Annotated in this window: 13 protein-coding genes; 11 read left to right on the top strand and 2 right to left on the bottom strand. The window is 64.8% G+C overall.

Features of this window, described 5'->3' with window-relative positions:
• Positions 1-52 precede the first annotated feature (52 nt).
• The 3 genes from ABEG21_RS07560 to ABEG21_RS07550 all read left to right on the top strand — a co-directional run bounded on the left by ABEG21_RS07560 (position 53) and on the right by ABEG21_RS07550 (position 3,296).
• Positions 53-439 (top strand): hypothetical protein, encoded by a 387-nt coding sequence (locus ABEG21_RS07560; RefSeq protein WP_347554055.1) that lies wholly within the window; start codon positions 53-55, stop codon positions 437-439.
• 423 nt (positions 440-862) lie between these two features.
• The gene (locus ABEG21_RS07555; RefSeq protein WP_347554054.1) at positions 863-3,115 is read left to right on the top strand and encodes a TonB-dependent receptor; all 2,253 of its coding nucleotides are present in this window, start codon (positions 863-865) and stop codon (positions 3,113-3,115) included.
• Positions 3,102-3,296 carry a hypothetical protein gene (locus ABEG21_RS07550; RefSeq protein ID WP_347554053.1) on the top strand — a complete coding sequence of 65 codons (195 nt, stop codon included), beginning with the start codon at positions 3,102-3,104 and terminating at the stop codon, positions 3,294-3,296. Before ABEG21_RS07555 ends, ABEG21_RS07550 begins: the two co-directional genes overlap by 14 nt.
• 180 nt (positions 3,297-3,476) lie before the next feature.
• On the opposite strand, the gene ABEG21_RS07545 is transcribed toward ABEG21_RS07550, so the two are convergent.
• A complete protein-coding gene (locus ABEG21_RS07545) occupies positions 3,477-6,269 on the bottom strand; it encodes an MMPL family transporter (protein ID WP_347554052.1) in 2,793 nt (930 codons plus the stop codon).
• A gap of 270 nt (positions 6,270-6,539) precedes the next feature.
• Here ABEG21_RS07545 and ABEG21_RS07540 point away from each other — a divergent pair, with 270 nt between their 5' ends.
• The 8 genes from ABEG21_RS07540 (at position 6,540) to ABEG21_RS07505 (ending at position 15,593) form a co-directional block, all read left to right on the top strand.
• Positions 6,540-7,241 carry an ABC transporter substrate-binding protein gene (locus tag ABEG21_RS07540; protein ID WP_347554051.1) on the top strand — a complete coding sequence of 234 codons (702 nt, stop codon included), beginning with the start codon at positions 6,540-6,542 and terminating at the stop codon, positions 7,239-7,241.
• A 135-nt stretch (positions 7,242-7,376) separates the two neighbouring features.
• Positions 7,377-8,009 (top strand): CDP-alcohol phosphatidyltransferase family protein, encoded by a 633-nt coding sequence (locus ABEG21_RS07535; RefSeq protein ID WP_347554050.1) that lies wholly within the window; start codon positions 7,377-7,379, stop codon positions 8,007-8,009.
• Positions 8,010-8,230: 221 nt separating this feature from the next.
• Positions 8,231-9,067: a 2OG-Fe(II) oxygenase gene (locus ABEG21_RS07530; RefSeq protein ID WP_347554049.1), complete on the top strand. Its 837-nt coding sequence runs from the start codon at positions 8,231-8,233 to the stop codon at positions 9,065-9,067.
• Between the two features lie 24 nt (positions 9,068-9,091).
• Positions 9,092-10,231, top strand: coding sequence for a lysylphosphatidylglycerol synthase domain-containing protein (locus ABEG21_RS07525; protein WP_347554048.1), 1,140 nt, complete (start codon positions 9,092-9,094; stop codon positions 10,229-10,231).
• A 196-nt stretch (positions 10,232-10,427) separates the two neighbouring features.
• Positions 10,428-11,324 (top strand): NTP transferase domain-containing protein, encoded by an 897-nt coding sequence (locus tag ABEG21_RS07520; protein ID WP_347554047.1) that lies wholly within the window; start codon positions 10,428-10,430, stop codon positions 11,322-11,324.
• 9 nt (positions 11,325-11,333) lie between these two features.
• Entirely contained in the window at positions 11,334-13,076 is a 1,743-nt protein-coding gene (gene aepX, locus ABEG21_RS07515) for a phosphoenolpyruvate mutase (RefSeq protein ID WP_347554046.1), read from the top strand.
• 40 nt (positions 13,077-13,116) lie between these two features.
• On the top strand, positions 13,117-14,439 hold the full coding sequence (gene aepY / locus ABEG21_RS07510; protein ID WP_347556673.1) for a phosphonopyruvate decarboxylase: 1,323 nt from the start codon (positions 13,117-13,119) through the stop codon (positions 14,437-14,439).
• The gene (locus ABEG21_RS07505; RefSeq protein WP_347554045.1) at positions 14,436-15,593 is read left to right on the top strand and encodes a 2-aminoethylphosphonate aminotransferase; all 1,158 of its coding nucleotides are present in this window, start codon (positions 14,436-14,438) and stop codon (positions 15,591-15,593) included. Before aepY ends, ABEG21_RS07505 begins: the two co-directional genes overlap by 4 nt.
• A gap of 168 nt (positions 15,594-15,761) precedes the next feature.
• Here ABEG21_RS07505 and ABEG21_RS07500 read toward each other — a convergent pair whose 3' ends face one another.
• Entirely contained in the window at positions 15,762-16,355 is a 594-nt protein-coding gene (locus ABEG21_RS07500) for a hypothetical protein (protein ID WP_347554044.1), read from the bottom strand.
• Positions 16,356-16,411: the final 56 nt, after the last annotated feature.

Here is a 16,411-nt window from a genome sequence, read left to right as displayed (position 1 = left end):
AACGCATCGGTGCCGACCTGCCCGATGCGCACAACGTCATGGGAGGAATGTCATGGGACTGTTCAAAAGCAGAAGCGCCAAAGCGGCTGATGCGGCCTTGGAACAAGCGCGTGAGTTGAGCGCACAAGCTGCGGCGCAAGCCACCCAGGCGGCGGAACGCGGCCAGGCAGCAATCGACAACGGCGGCAACCGCCTGAAGCAATTACTGTCGGAACTGGAAGGGCTCGTCGCACCGAAGGTGGAAGCGGCCCTGCCGGCCGTCCGCCAGCGCACGGACAAAGTGATCTCGCGCTTGAATGCGCGTGGCCAGGACCTGTCGAAAGACTTATATCAGGCTGCGGGCACGGCCGACGCGTACGCAAAGAAGAACCCGTGGCAAATCGCGGGGGCCGCTGCAGGCTTGGCCTTGCTGATCGGTTTCCTCGCCGGTCGCTCCTGAGCCGCATCAAAGGCGCGTGACGGGGCGCGATCCACTACCCCGCGCGGGCGCCTCTGACGTCATCGACGGGAGAAGGCCAGCCGTATCGCCCAACGCTGACGCACAATACAATGTCGGGCGCGATTTGCCCGCATCGGGAGGCGCCGTTCCATCGGCCGGCGCCCGGTGAAATAATCAAATGCGCAGTGCCGAGAATGCCGTTCCGCGCTTCGCTTGGTCGAATCCGTTTTCGGAATGCACTGATTGCTTCGCTGTACTGGACATATATGATGGCGTGGTTCCGACCTGCCGATGATGTCTGCCATGCCGCGTGTAGTCCCGCTCCTCTGCTTTACGCCCTCCGTCGCGCCCTCCCCGGAACCCCTACATCGCAACAATGCACACGATCGATCCACGCGGCAATTGACGCGCTGTATCGGAACGATGCGCCGACACGCGATCCACGCGGGCTTCGTCGCAGCGTGCGGTTTGACATCGGAGTGGGCGCGCGCGGAAAACGAGACCCGCGCGAGCGAACCGCTCGCCACAGTCGGCGACGGCGCTGCGCCACGTCGTCACGCGCCCCCGCGTGACGCAGTCGTCGTCGCGGCGGCCCCATCGTCCCCTGTTGGGGGCGAAATCGTGCTGAATCCGCGCGCGACGCGTCAGGCCGTCCCCGCCAGCGACGGCGCCGACTATCTTTCCGCGATCGCCGGTTTCGCCGCGGTCGGCAACGGCGGCACGCATGGCGACGCCGTTCTGCGCGGGCTCGGCGGCGGACGCCTATCCGTGCTCTCGAACGGCACGACGACGCAAGGTGCCTGCGGTTCGCGGATGGATTCGCCCACGGCCTATCTCTCGCCCGACTCTTTCGAATCGGTCCGCATCGTCAAAGGGCCGGGAACCGTCCGCTGGGGGCCAGTCGCTCTGGCCGGCACGGTACGCTTCGATCGCAGCACCACCCGCTTCGACGCGCCAGGCCTGCGATTTCACGGCGCCGTGCTCGGCGGCATGTACGGGCGTCATGACGCCTTGGTCGACCTGAGCGTCGGCGGCCCGCGCGGCGACGCACGCCTCGTCGCCAACCGCACGTATGCCGACGACTATCGCGACGGCGACAATCGGTCCGTGCCCGCGCGATGGGATAAGTGGCAGCTCGATGCCTTGTTCAATGTCTATGTGACCGACCGGACACGGTTGACGCTCGAAGCCGGAACCGGCGACGGTAAGGTCCGCTATGCGTCACGGGGCATGGACGGCGCCCGGTTCCGACGCGACAGCGTGGCAATCGGTGTCACGACCGATATGCCCGGCGAACGTCTGCGCTCGGCCAGCGCGCAGTGGTACCTGAATCGCGTCGATCACGTGATGGATAATTTCTCCCTGCGCACGGCAAGCCTGGCCGGCGGCGCGGCCCCCGCGGCCCCCGCGGCCCTCGCGTCTCCCGGCCTGCGGAACTATCGGCTGGCCCTGTCGAATCCGGGACGCACCTTGATGGGCGGCCGCGGCGAATTGCACTGGTTCCTGGCGCCGCAGTGGTCCCTGTTCACCGGAATCGACGGTTTAACCGAGCGCCAGACGGGTCGCTTTGCCGAAGGCATCAGACAAGCAGCCGATGCCGATGCGGCCGCGAACGCCCCGCCGAATATCGGCGCCCTTCCCCGTCGAACCAATGCCGTGCAAGCGCGTGTCGGGCTGTTCGCCCAATCCGAATGGCGTATCGGACGGCAGGACGGCGTGACCGCCGGCGTGCGCATCGACCGGAGCGCCCTGTCGGACCGACGCCAACATACGATCGACAATCGATTCTCCGCCCGCAGGCAAGCGTGGACATCCGGCCACTTCGCGCGATGGGAGCATGATGCGCTTACCATGCCGCTGACCTTCTTTGTCGGCATCGGCCAGACGCGACGGATGCCCGATTATTGGGAGCTATTCTCCGGGCCGCGCGGTTCGGCCAATGTCGCCAACGCCTTCAACAGCGTGCGGCCGGAGAAGGCATCACAGATCGACCTCGGCTTCTACTATGACGACGGCGACGATGCCGGGCGGGCGCATCCCGCCGGTGGCGCCCTCGCGGACGGCTTCGGCGATGCACTGGGGCCGGACGCCCTGCGCCAGTCGAACCGATCCGGTCGACAGGCCTGGATCAGCGCCTATGCTGCGAGCGTGCAGGATTTCATCTTGTTCGACTATGCGCCCGGTGCGCCCTTTTTGGTCCGCAATGTCGACGCACGCCTCTATGGCGCGGAGGCCGGTTTCAGCCTGGCCTTGCATCCGCGATGGCGCATCGACGTGTCGAGCGCGCTTTCCATGGGCGACAATGTCAGCGACAAACGCCCCTTGGCACAAATGCCGCCGCTCGATACCCGCATCGGGCTCCACTATCGGCAGGGCCCATGGAAGGGAGGCCTGCTCTGGCGAGTCGTCGCGCCGCAACGCCGTTGGGCCGCGGACCAAGGCACCGTCGCCGGTCGCGATTTTCGGGCAAGCGGCGGATTCGGCGTCCTCTCGCTCAATGCGTCCTACGCGGTCAGCCGCGTCGCGGCCGTGCACGTCGGCATCGACAATCTGCTTAACAAGACTTATGCCGAGCACTTGAACCGACAGGGCGCCGCGGGCTTCGGCTTTGCCGGCAACCGTGCGTTCAACGACCCCGGTCGGATGGCGTGGGCAAAATTGATTGTCGACCTATAGCGGCGCCGTGCAGGTCGCCAGCGTCGTGCGCCACCACGCCGCCGGTGCGCAGATCGATGCCGTGCCCGTGACGGCGCGCGGCACCCCGTCGTGCTCGGGCATCGCCCGCGAACAAGCAGTACGCCAGGCCGAGCGCCGCGGCCATCATGCCGATCATCAGTGTCATCCGAGCCCTCGATAGGTGGTCGTCTGCTGGCGCAGACGGGTCACTCACATCGTAATGCGACTCATTATTATTTGCAATCGACATGATGGCGTCAGGGCATTGTCGGTGCGCGGGGCGTTCGAGCGCCCGCGCATCAGCGTATCGGTGCATCGGGGCGTCAACGCACCAACGCACCAACATGCAATCACGCACCGATCAATCTTGCGCGGCGCGATCGGCGCCCTGTCGTGGCTTGCCCATCAGGATCGGTTGAAAGAACACCGCCCCGACCAGCGTGCATACCAACGACAAGGTCAGCAGGCGCCCCATGCTCGACGTACCGGGATGATGCGATAACCACAGACTGCCGAACGCGACTGCCGTGGTTGCCGCGCTGAGGATCACCGCCTGCGTCAAACCTGCGCTGAGGAGTCGCATCTGCCCTCGACGCCACGCCAGCACATAGTAGATCTTGAACGCGACGCCGATCCCCAGTAGCAAGGGCAAGGCGATGATGTTGGCGAAATTCAGCGGCAAACCGATCAATACGCAGATCTCCAGCGTAACCGTTCCCGAAACGAGCAATGGCACCAAGGTGCGCAGGACATCGCCGAAGCGGCGCAAGGCCAACCAGAGCAACAAGGTGACGGCGACCAAGGCGATGGCCGTGGCCTGGATAAAGGCAGTAATGATCGCATCGGCCGAGGCGATGATCGAGATCGGACCGCCCACCGCCTGCGGCGCGGCTTTCAGCACCGCATCGGTGAAACGCTTCAACATCGCGTCGTTGCCCGGATCGGTATGCGGTGGCACCGCTGGGGAAACCTGTACCAGGGCCTGCCCTTTGTCATTGGTCCAGTTCGCACGCAATGGCGCGGGCAGCGTCTGGGCATCGACCGGCGTCGGCTGCAGCATCGTCGCAAGGCGGGAAAGCGAAATTTGCAGCGGCAAGGCCAGCGCCGTTTCGGCACGGTCGCGCGTTGCCGCATCGGCGGCAGCGAGTTTCCGCAGACTCGACGCCAGGCGTTTCGCCTCTGCGGCGCCTGGGCCCGGGTGATCGAGTACGGCGCTATCGAGCTGCATTGCCGCATTGCGTAAGGCCGAAACCCGGGCGCCATCGGTCGCCGCCGGCAACGGCGTCTGCGACAAAATGGGGGCCAGCGTCGCACGCAGCGCGTCGATGATCGCCATTTTCTGTGGCTGATCGGCAGGGATAAAACTGTCCAACGACAGCGCCTGCGCGACTTCCGGCAAGGCGCCGAGACGTTTGGCCAGCGCCCGCGCGTCGTCAGGAGAATCGGTCAGCACGGAGATATCGTTGACGCCCGCCGTTTGCGCGCCGAGCGCGGCCAGCGTCGTCATCGACTCCGAATGCGGGTTTTTCAGATGAAGCGGATTGAAATCGAAACGCAAAAACGCCAGTAACGGCAGCCCCGCAATGACCAAGGCCAGCGTGACGATCAGAATGGGCTTGCGCTTACGCTCGAACAGGCGATCCACCGGTTCCAGGAAATGGAAACCCGGTGCGGCGCGTTCTCCAGGCGGCTTCAGCAAGGCAATCAGTGCCGGAAGCACCGTGATGCTCGACGGGAAAGCGACGAAGAGAATCCCGACCCCCGCGATCAGGCCAAGCTCGGAGATACCGCGATAGGCCGTGGGCAGGAAGGAAAAGAAACTGACCGCCGTGGCAACCGCCGCCAGCGACAAGGGCAAGGCGATCGCTTTCGCGCAGGCCCGCATCGCCGCCATCAGATCCTGCGCCAGGAAGCGCTCCTCCCGATAGCGGACGCCGAATTGGATACTGAAATCCACGCCGATGCCGATGAACAGCACGGCGAAGGCGACCGAAATCAGATTCAAGGCACCCACCATCAGCAGGCCGAGCGCCGCCGTCACGGCCAGTCCGCCGATCAATACGGTAAACACGGCGATCACCAGGCGGACCGAGCGCAGCGCATACCAAAGAATCGCCAGCACGACGAGCAGCGAGACGATCGCGTTCGGCAAGGCGCCCTCCGCCACCGACGAAAATTCCTCGTCGGACAACGGCCGCGCCCCCGTCAGACGCACCTGCGCATGGAAACGCTCGGCCAGATGCAAGTCCACGGCCGCCTGACGAATCGCGGCCGACGCGGCAGCGCTCGGCTCCAGGGCCGCGTAGTCCAGCACCGGGTGAATGGCGATAAACGCGCGCCCCGGCTGCTGGCCCGTCACGTTGGACGGCACTGCGTAGGTCACGCCATTCGGATTCGCCGCGTCGCCAGCGGGCGATGATGGTGTCGAGGCGGCGGGCGACACTGTCGCGGCCGAAGCGGTCTTCAGCGGCGACGTCGCCGCTGCGCCGGAGGCTGCCCCCGGCGCTTCCGCCTCGTGGGTATCGAGATTCGACGTGCCTTGTGCCAGGTCGCGCCAGGACAGCGCGACAGGCTTGTCGGCCAGCGCGCCGTCCACCGCATCGGCGCTGCGCGAAAGCAGGTTCGCCATTTGCGGCAAGGTCACCTTGCCCGTTTGCACCGGCACCAGCAACGTCACCGACAGCAGATTGGCCAGCCCACGCAGGCTCGGGTCTCGCGCCAGCGAATTCAGCAGGGATTTACCCTGATCAAGCTGCGATGTCAGCGTCTGCAACGCCGTCGGCGACAGATACAGCAGTCCGTTGTGCTCGAAAAACGCGCCGCCATCGGGCCGTGTCACGTCCTTGAACTGTGTCGGATGGGCGGCGAGATGGGCCGCCAGTTCATTTGCCGCCTGATCCGCCAGCTCCGGCGCCGGCGCATCGATGACCGCCAGCGTCGTCTGAGAGCGCCCCGGGAAGGCCTGGTCCAATTGGCGGTCGCGCTGCGCCCACGGCTTCTTGCTGTCGATCAAACCGTTGATATCGGTGTTGATGGCAAAATGGGTGGCCGCATACCAGGCGCTGACCACCACGATCACCAATGCCAGCCCCACCACGGTCCAAGGCCGGCGGGCCGACCCATTGACAACACGCGAAATCCACGACGTCAGCATCTGCCGGCTGGCTCCTGCAAGGTAAGAGTGTTCACGACGCCCCCGGGAACCTGCCAGTGTGGCCTGTCCGGAGAACCGGTCGCGCGAGACCCGGCGCAAGACGCTGCTTCGCGCCCGGCCAGCCTTCGATCCAACCGCTCAGTATACCTGCTCGCTTGCCGTTCGCCTTCTGCGTCGGGGTGTGAATGAAGCGGCAGCGCCCGCGGTATATACTGAACTGGTTGAATCGACGTGATTCGCGAAGTGATTCGTTTAAAGGCCTTTGTACTAATGAGCATTCGATCCACCCAAACGCCCGCTGCCCTGAACGCACGCGCCTTGTCTCGCAACGTCTTGTTGAGCCTCTCCTGCCTGGTCGGCGCCGTGTTTGCAACGCCGTCCTTCGCGGCGGAACCGGCCAGCGCCGCCGTGCATCCCGCGCCGAGTGCCAGCGCGACCGCGACGCTGCAGGCTGCCGTCGAAGGCACGATCAATGCGATTCAGCAGAATCCGGGCGCCCGGGGTGGCGACCCCACCGCGACGGCAGCGGTGGTTCAGTCTCATTTCCTGCCGTACACCGACTTCCGCCGTACGGCGCGCCTGGCCACCGGCGACGCCTGGAACAAGGCCAGCGCCGCGCAACAGGACCAGATCTTTGCAGCATTTCAGACGCTGCTGACCCGCGTCTACGCGGCCCAGCTGACGCAGATTCAGGGACAAAAGGTCAACTTCGCCTTTGCCGCTCCTACCCCGGTACCCAAGTCGACCGACGTCGTGATCGGCAGCACCGTGCACACATCAACCGACGACCTGAGCACGCGCTACCGCTTGGAGAAGACCCAGGACGGATATCGGATCTATGACATCGACCTGATGGGTATCTGGCTGGTTCAAGTATACAAACAGCAATTTGCCGCGCAATTACAGGCCGGGGGCGTCGATGGCTTGATCAAGTATCTGAACGCACACAACGCACAAGACAACGGCGGCTGAGCCGACACGCCTGTCTCGTCTCAAAAATCCGCGGTTGCGCGCAATACACACAGTGCGTCCCCCTACAGGGGGATTGCTGCAACGGGATGAAATCTCGTTTATATTGCGGCTTTCCCAATGCATGTGCAGGTCGTTATGCCGCCGATACCTCGCACCTGGGACGCTCGTCTGGCGCGCCGGATGATCCTGCCCCTGGTCAACACCCCTGTCACCCCCAATCATTTGACCACGGTCCGACTTATCGTCGGCCTGTTTTGTGCGGCGGCGTTCGCACATGGCGGTTATATGTGGGGCAATCTCGGCGCACTGCTGCTGGTCTGCTCGAACGTCATCGACCATGCGGACGGCGAGCTGGCACGCGTCAGCGGCAAGACCAGTCGCATCGGTCACTTCTACGATCTCGCCGCCGATGCCCTGGTGACGGTGCTGCTCTTCGCGGGCATCGGTCTCGGCATCCAATCGGCCAACACCGGCGGCTGGTCCGATTACGGCACGGTCGGCGGCACATTGGCAGGCGTCAGCGTCGCGGTGATCTTTTTCCTGCGAATGCGAATCGAGGAAATGGCCGGCAAGGCCGGTACCGCCCAGCCGGCATGGGGCGGTTTCGAACTCGAGGACATTCTGTATCTGATGCCGATCGTCACGCTGTTCGACGGCCTGCGGGGTTTTCTGATGCTCTCTTCAATCGGCGCCCCGGCATTTGCGATCTGGATAGCCGTGGATTTTGTTAAAGTCACGCGTCGGACCCGTCAGGCCGTCACACCGTAATCCCGTTGAAAGCCAGCCTTTCGGGCACCGTCCTTTCCGGGATGATTGCTCGCATTACGACGCGGCGATAGTCCGACCGGCTTGCGCCGACGCCGCGGTCTTGGCCCGGCGCGCAGTCGATCCTGTCGGTATCGTCGCCTACCCCTCGCAAGCGGGCGGCGCCCCACGGCTGGCATTTCAAGATAATTGCGCATCTCGTTCATCGATCAAGGGCGGCTCCCATGTCCTCTGTTTCCCCCTCTTCCCGCTCCCCGAAAACGCCGCCCGCACGTGGCACGACTTATGTCGCGCCAGGCGTTCAGATCGATGCAACCACGCCGAACGCCTCGGCTGTCGCGCTGCTGCCCGACCGCTTGCGCCTGCTCGACGACCCGTCGCTGCGCGGTGAATTCGTCGAGCAAGGCAAATTTCTGTTTCTCCGCGATTTTCTGCCGCCGACGCTGACCCAGGCGGTCATCGACGGCATGCAGGCAGCGCGCGTCGAGATGAACCGGAATTACCTCCCGGGACACAAGAAAGGCGGCAGCGTCAGCCGCTATACGATCGATCGCCTGGCGCCGGTGATTGCCGAGTTGTATCGCTCGCCCGCGCTGATCGGCTGGCTCGAGACCATGGCCGGCGAACCGCTGATGCCTTCGCCGGAGAGCGATCCGCACGCCTACGCGCTGTATTTCTATACGGAACCGGGCGACCACATCGGCTGGCATTACGACACGTCCTACTACAAAGGCCGGCGATATACCGTACTCTTGGGCGTCTTGGACGAATCGTCCAGCAAGCTCGAATACAAACTGCATACACGCGACGCCTCGCGGCCGCGAACACCTGATTTGGAAGGGTCGATCGGCCTGAACCCCGGCGCCCTGGTGTTCTTCGATGGCGATACGCTGTCTCACCGCATCACGCCCCTGGGCGACGGAGAGGAACGCGTATCGCTGACGTTCGAATATGTGACCGACCCGAGAATGGGACAGTGGCAGCGCTTTATCTCGAACATGAAGGACGCGGTCGCCTACTTCGGTTTCAAACAGGTATTCCGCCGCAAGGGCCCGCGCTGAGCCCAGCCGCCCGTAGATACCACCATGAAACGCTCCGCCTTTGTCGCGCTGACGATCGGGCTGTTACTGTTCGTCGCACTGCTCGCCTGGCGGGGTGTGGGATTGATCGCCCAGACTTTCCTCGCCGCAGGCTGGGGCATCGTCGTCGTCGCGCTGTTCCATCTGCTGCCGCTGCTGCTGGACGGCGCGGCCGCCGCGGTATTGCTGCCGTCGCGCACGCCCTACCGCCCCGCGTCCGGAAACGCGCGCCCTGATGCCGCGCCAGCGCCGCCTTCGTTCTGGCGCGTCGTCGGGGCGCGCTGGGCCTGCGAATCGGTCAACAGCCTGATGCCCGCCGGACAGATGGGCGGCCCCGTCGTCATGGCCCGCCTGCTGTCGCGTCGTACCGGTCCGTCGCCTCAGGGCGCGACGAATGCGACGGCGACGGCGACCGCGCGCGCGAATTCTGCCGATACGCCATCGATCGGCCGCGCCTATGACGTGGCGGATGCCGGCGCCATCGTCACCGTCGCCACCACGCAGCAGATGTTCGCCCAAGGCGCTTTCGCCATTCTCGGCATCATCGTGCTGGCGCTCCACGTCGGCCGCCATGCACTGACCTGGCCGTTGCTCATCGCGATCGCCGTCTTCGCGGCCATCGGCATCGGCTTCTACAAGGCACAGCGGCGCGGCCTGTTCACCTGGCTTGCCTCCGGTCTAGCGCGCACCCGGTATGGTCGCGCGCGCCCCGCCTGGTTGGCCGCCGCGGCGCGCCTCGACCAGCGGATCGGCGCCGTCTATACCCACGCGCCGGCGGTTCGCGCCTGTTTCGCGTTGAACCTCGTCGGCTGGATTGTCGGTACCGGCGAGGTCTGGCTGGCGTTGCGGTTCATTGGACATCCCATCGGCTGGGCCGAAGCCTTCGCACTCGAAAGCCTCGGCCAGGCGGTGCGTGGCGCCGCATTTGCGATTCCCGGTGCACTGGGCGTACAGGAAGGGGGACTGCTACTGCTCGCGCCGCTGCTCGGCGTCGCGCCCGATACGGCCATCGCCCTGTCCCTGTGCAAGCGCGCGCGCGAACTGCTGCTGGGACTGCCGGGCTTACTCTATTGGCACTGGCAGGAACGCGCGTTGCAGCGCGACATGCCGAAGCCGGTCCTGAGCACGTTGCCACCAGTCGACTGACGCCTGGCCGGCAGCGCATCGTATATCGATCCATCGCAGCCTCGCAGTTTCCAGCACGATCCGAGCCCTGGCAGTATCATCCCGGATTACTCGACCCACGCGCCCGTCTCAAAACTGTCTAACACCGTTGCACCATGGGCAGTGAGACAGGAACGCACTGGGTCATTCCTTATCCTAGCTCGTCGTCTTAATAAGCATGCGCGCCATCATTCTCGCCGCCGGAATCGGCCAACGCCTGGGTTTGGCCGGCATCGGTTCGGACAAGCCCGCCACCGCGGTCGCCGGAACGCTCCCGGATCAGTCGGGCACCGCACATAGCGCGCCTGTCGACACGACGCCGCCCCCAAAATGCCTGTTGCGCTTCGCCCCGGTGTCGTCGGACGGTGGTACGCCCGCGCCGTCGATGACGCTCCTCGAACGGCACCTGCATCTGCTCCACGCCGTCGGCATCACCGACATTACCGTCGTCGTCGGACATGAACACCAGCAGATCGCGGCCGAAATCGAGCGTCTGGATTGGCAACCTCGTCCCGCGCTGGTCTTGAATCCACAATACACCTTGGGCAGTGTCGTGAGCCTTGCCGCCGCGGCCGACCAGATGATCGATGCGCCCTACGACGTCCTCGTCATGGATGCCGATGTCCTGTACGACGGCCGGATGCTCGATGCGCTGGTCGGTGACGACGCGCGGCAAGCGGGCGAATCGCCGCGGCATGCAGACCGACTATTGATCGATCGTGGCTTCGAGCCCGGCGACGAGCCGGTCAAACTTTGCCTTCGCGAAGGTCGTCCGGTCGAATTACGCAAGAAAGTCGCCGAAGGACTGGTCTACGACACCGTGGGCGAATCGGTCGGTTTCTTCCGTTTCTCGCCGACGCGCGCCGCGCAGTTGGCCGCCCTATGTCGCGCCTATGTCGCGGACGGTCGTGGCAGTGCACCGCACGAAGAAGCGGTGCGCGACCTGTTGCTCGAACACGGCGAGCACTTTACCGCAGCCGACGCCACCGGCCTGCCCTGGCTTGAAATCGACTTCCCGGTGGATGTGGCGCGTGCGCGCGACATCATCCTGCCGCTCCTTCAACCTGTCATCTGAATGCCGACCATGAACGCACCGACCAACGCTTCTCTCAACGCTTCCGGCAACGCATCGGCGCCGCTATCGCGCGCCGCGCAGTTGCGCCGGATGCTGACTAGCTCGCAACTCGAATTCATCATGGAGGCGCATAACGGCGTCAGCGCGAAGATCGTCGAGGAAGCGGGTTTCAAGGGCATCTGGGCGTCGGGTCTGACGATGTCGGCCCAATTCGGCGTCCGCGATAATAACGAAGCCAGTTGGACGCAGGTTGTCGACATGTTGGAATTCATGTCGGACGCCAGCTCGCTGCCGATCTTGCTGGATGGCGATACGGGCTATGGCAACTTCAACAACTTCCGCCGCCTGATCCATAAGCTGGAACAGCGCAGCATCGCCGGCGTCTGTATCGAGGACAAGCTGTTCCCGAAGACCAACAGCTTTATCGACGGCGATCGCCAGCCGCTTGCCGACGTCGACGAATTCTGCGGCAAGATCAAGGCCGGTAAGGATTCGCAAAGCGATCCGGACTTCAGCATCGTCGCGCGCGTGGAAGCGCTGATCTCGGGTTGGGGCATGGACGAAGCGCTGCGCCGCGCCGAGGCCTATCACCGCGCTGGCGCCGACGCGATCCTGATCCACAGCAAGCGCGCCAAGGCCGACGAGATCGTCACGTTCGCGAAGGAGTGGGCCGACCGCTGCCCGCTCGTCATCGTGCCGACGAAGTACTACAGCACGCCGACCGATGTCTTCCGTCGGGCCAATATCAGCCTGATCATCTGGGCGAACCACTTGCTGCGCGCGTCGATTCCGGCGATGCAGGCAACGGCCAAAGAGATCCACGACAGCGAAACGCTGATCGAAATCGAAGACCGCGTCACGACCGTCGACGAAATTTTCCGTCTGCAGGGCGCGGACGAATACAGCGCGGCCGAGAAGCGCTATTTCGCTCCCAGCCGTCCGGCGCCGCGCGCGGTCGTCCTCGCGGCCAGTCGCGGGGATGGCCTCGAGTCGCTGACGCTCGACAAGCCGAAGGTCATGCTGCCGGTGGGCGGCAAGCCGCTGATGCGCTGGCTCGTCGATGCCTTCAAGAAGGAAGCGATCAACGAAATCACCGTCGTGGCCGGCTATAAAGCCGAAGCGATCGACACGCCGGGCATCAAGAAGGTACTGAACGCGCAATACGCCAACAGCGGCGAACTGGTCTCCCTGGCAGCGGCAGCCGATGCCGGTCCGCTGTTCGAGAGCGATCTGTTCGTCACCTATGGCGACCTGCTGTTCCGCCAGTACATCCTGAAAGACCTGCTGCAACAGGATGCCGAGATCTGCGTCGTGGTGGATTCGTCGCAAGCCGATTCGGGCACCGATCTGGCATGGTGCTCGGCGCCGGACGATCGCGGTCTGTTTGGTCAGAACGTGAGTCTGCGCCATATCGGCAATGTGCCGACTGGCGCCCAGGCCCCGGCTGCCGCTACCGGCGCGCCGTCGGGCCGTTGGATCGGCATGCTCAGCGTGCGTGGCGAGGGCCGTGCGAAGGTGAAGGCGGTATTGGGAACGCTGCGCGAGCGCGCCGATTTCAGCACGCTGGGCATGCCCGCCTTGCTGAACGCGCTGACCGAAACCGGCCACGCGGTGCGGGTGCTGTACGTGCATGGCCACTGGCGCGGCGTCAACGATCTGGAAGATTTCCGCCGTGCCGGCGAATTCGCCCATGGTCAGCAGCCGATCGGATCGGTGTCGGCCTCCGACGCACGGGGAACGGACCATGCCTGATCTGTCGCCCGTGAGCGCAAGCGCGGCATCAGCCAACGGGATGCCCGCCACGACGGCGTCGCGCTCGATCGAGGCGGCGCAATTCGTCGAAGCGGCACGCGCACGTGGTTTCAGCCGGTATGCCGGCGTGCCGTGCTCCTATCTGACACCGTTCATCAACTATGTCATCCAGGACGCCTCGCTCGATTACATCGGTGCGGCGAACGAAGGCGACGCGGTGGCCATCAGCGCCGGCGTGGCGCTGGGCGGCGAGCGGGCCGTCACGATGATGCAGAATTCCGGCTTGGGCAATGCGGTCAGTCCCTTGACCTCGCTGACCTGGACCTTCGGGCTGCCGCAATTGCTGATCATCACCTGGCGCGGTGAGCCGGGCGGTGCATCGGACGAACCGCAGCACGCCTTGATGGGACCGATCACGCCGACGATGCTCGACACGATGGACGTCGCCTGGGAACTGTTCCCCACCGATCCCGCCGAAGTCGACGCCGTGCTCGATCGCGCCTGCGCCCATATGGACGCCACCGGCAAGCCCTACGCCTTGCTGATGAAAAAGGGCAGCGTCGCGCCCTTCCCGCTGCAAGGCAGCGGCGCCCCGACGCCGCGCCCGATGTGTGTTCCAGAGACGGCCTACCGCAGCAACGGCGATGCCGAACCGGATACGCTGCTGCCGATCGCCTCGCGCGGCAGCCGCACCGATGCGCTGCGTCGTGTCGCGGCGGCATCGCCGCTACAGTCCGAATCGCCGGCAGGGACCGTCACGTCCGCGCCGACGAAAACCGTCGTCCTGGCCACCACCGGCTTTACCGGTCGCGAACTGTACGCGCTTGATGATCGCGCCAATCAGTTGTACATGGTCGGCTCGATGGGCTGCATCGCCACGCTCGGCCTCGGCCTGGCCCGCGCGCGACCGGACGTTCGCGTGATCGCCATTGATGGTGACGGTGCGGCACTGATGCGAATGGGCCTGTTTGCGACGGTCGGCACGTACGGCAGCAGCAATCTGCTGCATCTGCTCCTCGATAACGGCGCGCACGATTCGACCGGCGGCCAGGCCACTGTCTCGGCCGGCGTCGGATTCGCGCAGATTGCCGCCGCCTGCGGTTACGCCAGCGCCGCCGACAGCGACGACCTCGACGTCATCGAGCGCTGGATCGCCGGCGATGACGTCGCGGCCGAGACGCCGTCGCGCGATGCCGGCGCGCAACCCGTGGGGGCGCGCTTCCTGCGTATCTTCACGCGCCCGGGCAGCCCCGAAACGCTGCCGCGCCCGTCCGTCACGCCCCGTCAGGTTCGCGCACGTCTGCAGCACTACCTCGGCATCACCACGACGATTGCCGCGGAAGCATCGGGAGCGAACCAATGAATGCACCGACACCTGCCCCCGTCGCCGGCACCACGGCCACCGCCAGCGATCGGCCCGCACCGCTGCTGCTGAATCCCGGCCCGGTCACTTTGTCGGAGCGCGTGCGACGCGCCTTGCTGCAACCGGACCTGTGCCACCGCGAAAGCGAATTCTTCGATCTTCAGGACGAGGCGCGTGCGCGCCTTTTGCGCGTCTATGATCTGCCCGCCACGCAATGGGCACCCGTGCTGCTGACGGGCTCGGGAACGGCGGCGGTGGAAGCGATGATCTCGTCGCTGATCCCCGCCGACGGGCGTTTGCTCGTCATCGAAAACGGCGTATATGGCGAGCGGATCAGCGCCATCGCCACGCGCCACGGGATTGCGTCTGAGGCGCTGCACGGTGAATGGGGTGCGGACATCGATCTCGCCGCCTTGACGGCGCGACTTGATGCCACACCGGCCATCACGCATGTCGCGGTGGTACATCATGAAACGACGACGGGCCGCCTGAACCCGCTGGATAAGATCGGCGGGCTGTGTCGGCAACGCGGCATCGGCATCTTGCTGGATGCCGTCAGCAGTTTCGGCGCCGAAGCGATCGACTTTGAAAACGGCGGCATTGTCGCCGCCGCCGCCGGTGCGAACAAATGCCTTCATGGCGTGCCGGGCGCTTGCTTCGTCCTGGCGCGCCACGAAGCGCTGGCTGCCGGCCATCCTAGAACGATGTATCTCGACCTCGCGGCCTGGGAGCGCGCGCAAGCGCAACGTGGCACGCCTTTCACGCCATCGGTGCACGCCTACTACGCGCTGCTCGAAGCGCTGCGAGAGTTCGAGGATGAAGGCGGATTGGCTGCGCGTCACGCACGATATGCGGCCCTCGCCGAACACGTTCGGGCCGGCCTGGCGACATTGGGCATCGCGGCCTTGCTACCGGCCGAGCAGTCGTCTGTCGTATTGCGCAGTTACCGCCTGCCGGAAGGCATCGACTATCCGACGCTGCATGACGGGCTCAAAGCCGCTGGCTTTGTCATCTATGCCGGTCAGGGCGTCTTGTCCCAGACGATGTTCCGCATCTCGACGATGGGCGCGCTGAGCGATGCGGATATGCAACGATTGATCGACGCCGTGGCGTCGATCGTCTCGACCGCGGCCGCGCCCGCGCCCGCGCGCTGATTCTGGCGGCGGCATCCCGGATCGGTTCGGCGCGTGCGTCCCGCGTCGAACGTCGCACCCTTCCCTCGCCGCGCCATTATCCGCCACCTTTCCCGCGACAAATCGTCGCGCGGTATCCTTTTCAGAGCAATCGATTCACCGCGTTTTTCGCACTCGCGCCACGTTTAATTATTTACCGATACCGCGTTGCGCATTCGATTGCGGGAGTTCGGCAGGTGGCTTCGGCAGCGCGACCCAATGCAACATGATTTTCAGCGCATAGACGACGGCCAAGCTGCCGGCCAAGTCACCGAGAAACATCAGCCCTAGTCTGCTGGGCAGATAATCGAGGTCGCCGGAAAAGATGCAGAGCGTGATGCGCAGTACCGGGCCGAGCGCGGCATTGATCACGATCAAGCCCAGTAGACCAGATGGCGTAAGGCCTTCCAGCGCATTGGCCAATTTCGCGTGCTGACCGGATAGACGCATCGCGAGGGGCGAGGTCACCGCCGCGGCGATGCCGCAGAAGAACACGCGAAACGGATGCGCCGTCCCGTGGATGAGGAAGGCAATGCACCAAGAGCCGATCATGACCCCGATCAATCCCGCTTCGCCGAGCACCAGGGCAATGAGCAGCCGGGTCCCTGCGGGCAGCGAAATCCACTCGCTTCCAGGGACCGCACTGAGGCCTTCAAATGTCAGGACATTTAGCCCGCGCGCGGCGAGTACCAGCGCGGCGCCAGCGAAAATCGACGTCACGAACACGCGACGATTGTTGTTCATCGTTGTAGAATCTCAGGGCTCGACGGAACCGTTTTGCCCGTTACCGTTGGCGACTT

This window comes from Robbsia sp. KACC 23696, from assembly GCF_039852015.1.
GTDB lineage: Bacteria > Pseudomonadota > Gammaproteobacteria > Burkholderiales > Burkholderiaceae > Robbsia.
This window is presented reverse-complemented; position numbering and strand designations above follow the sequence as displayed.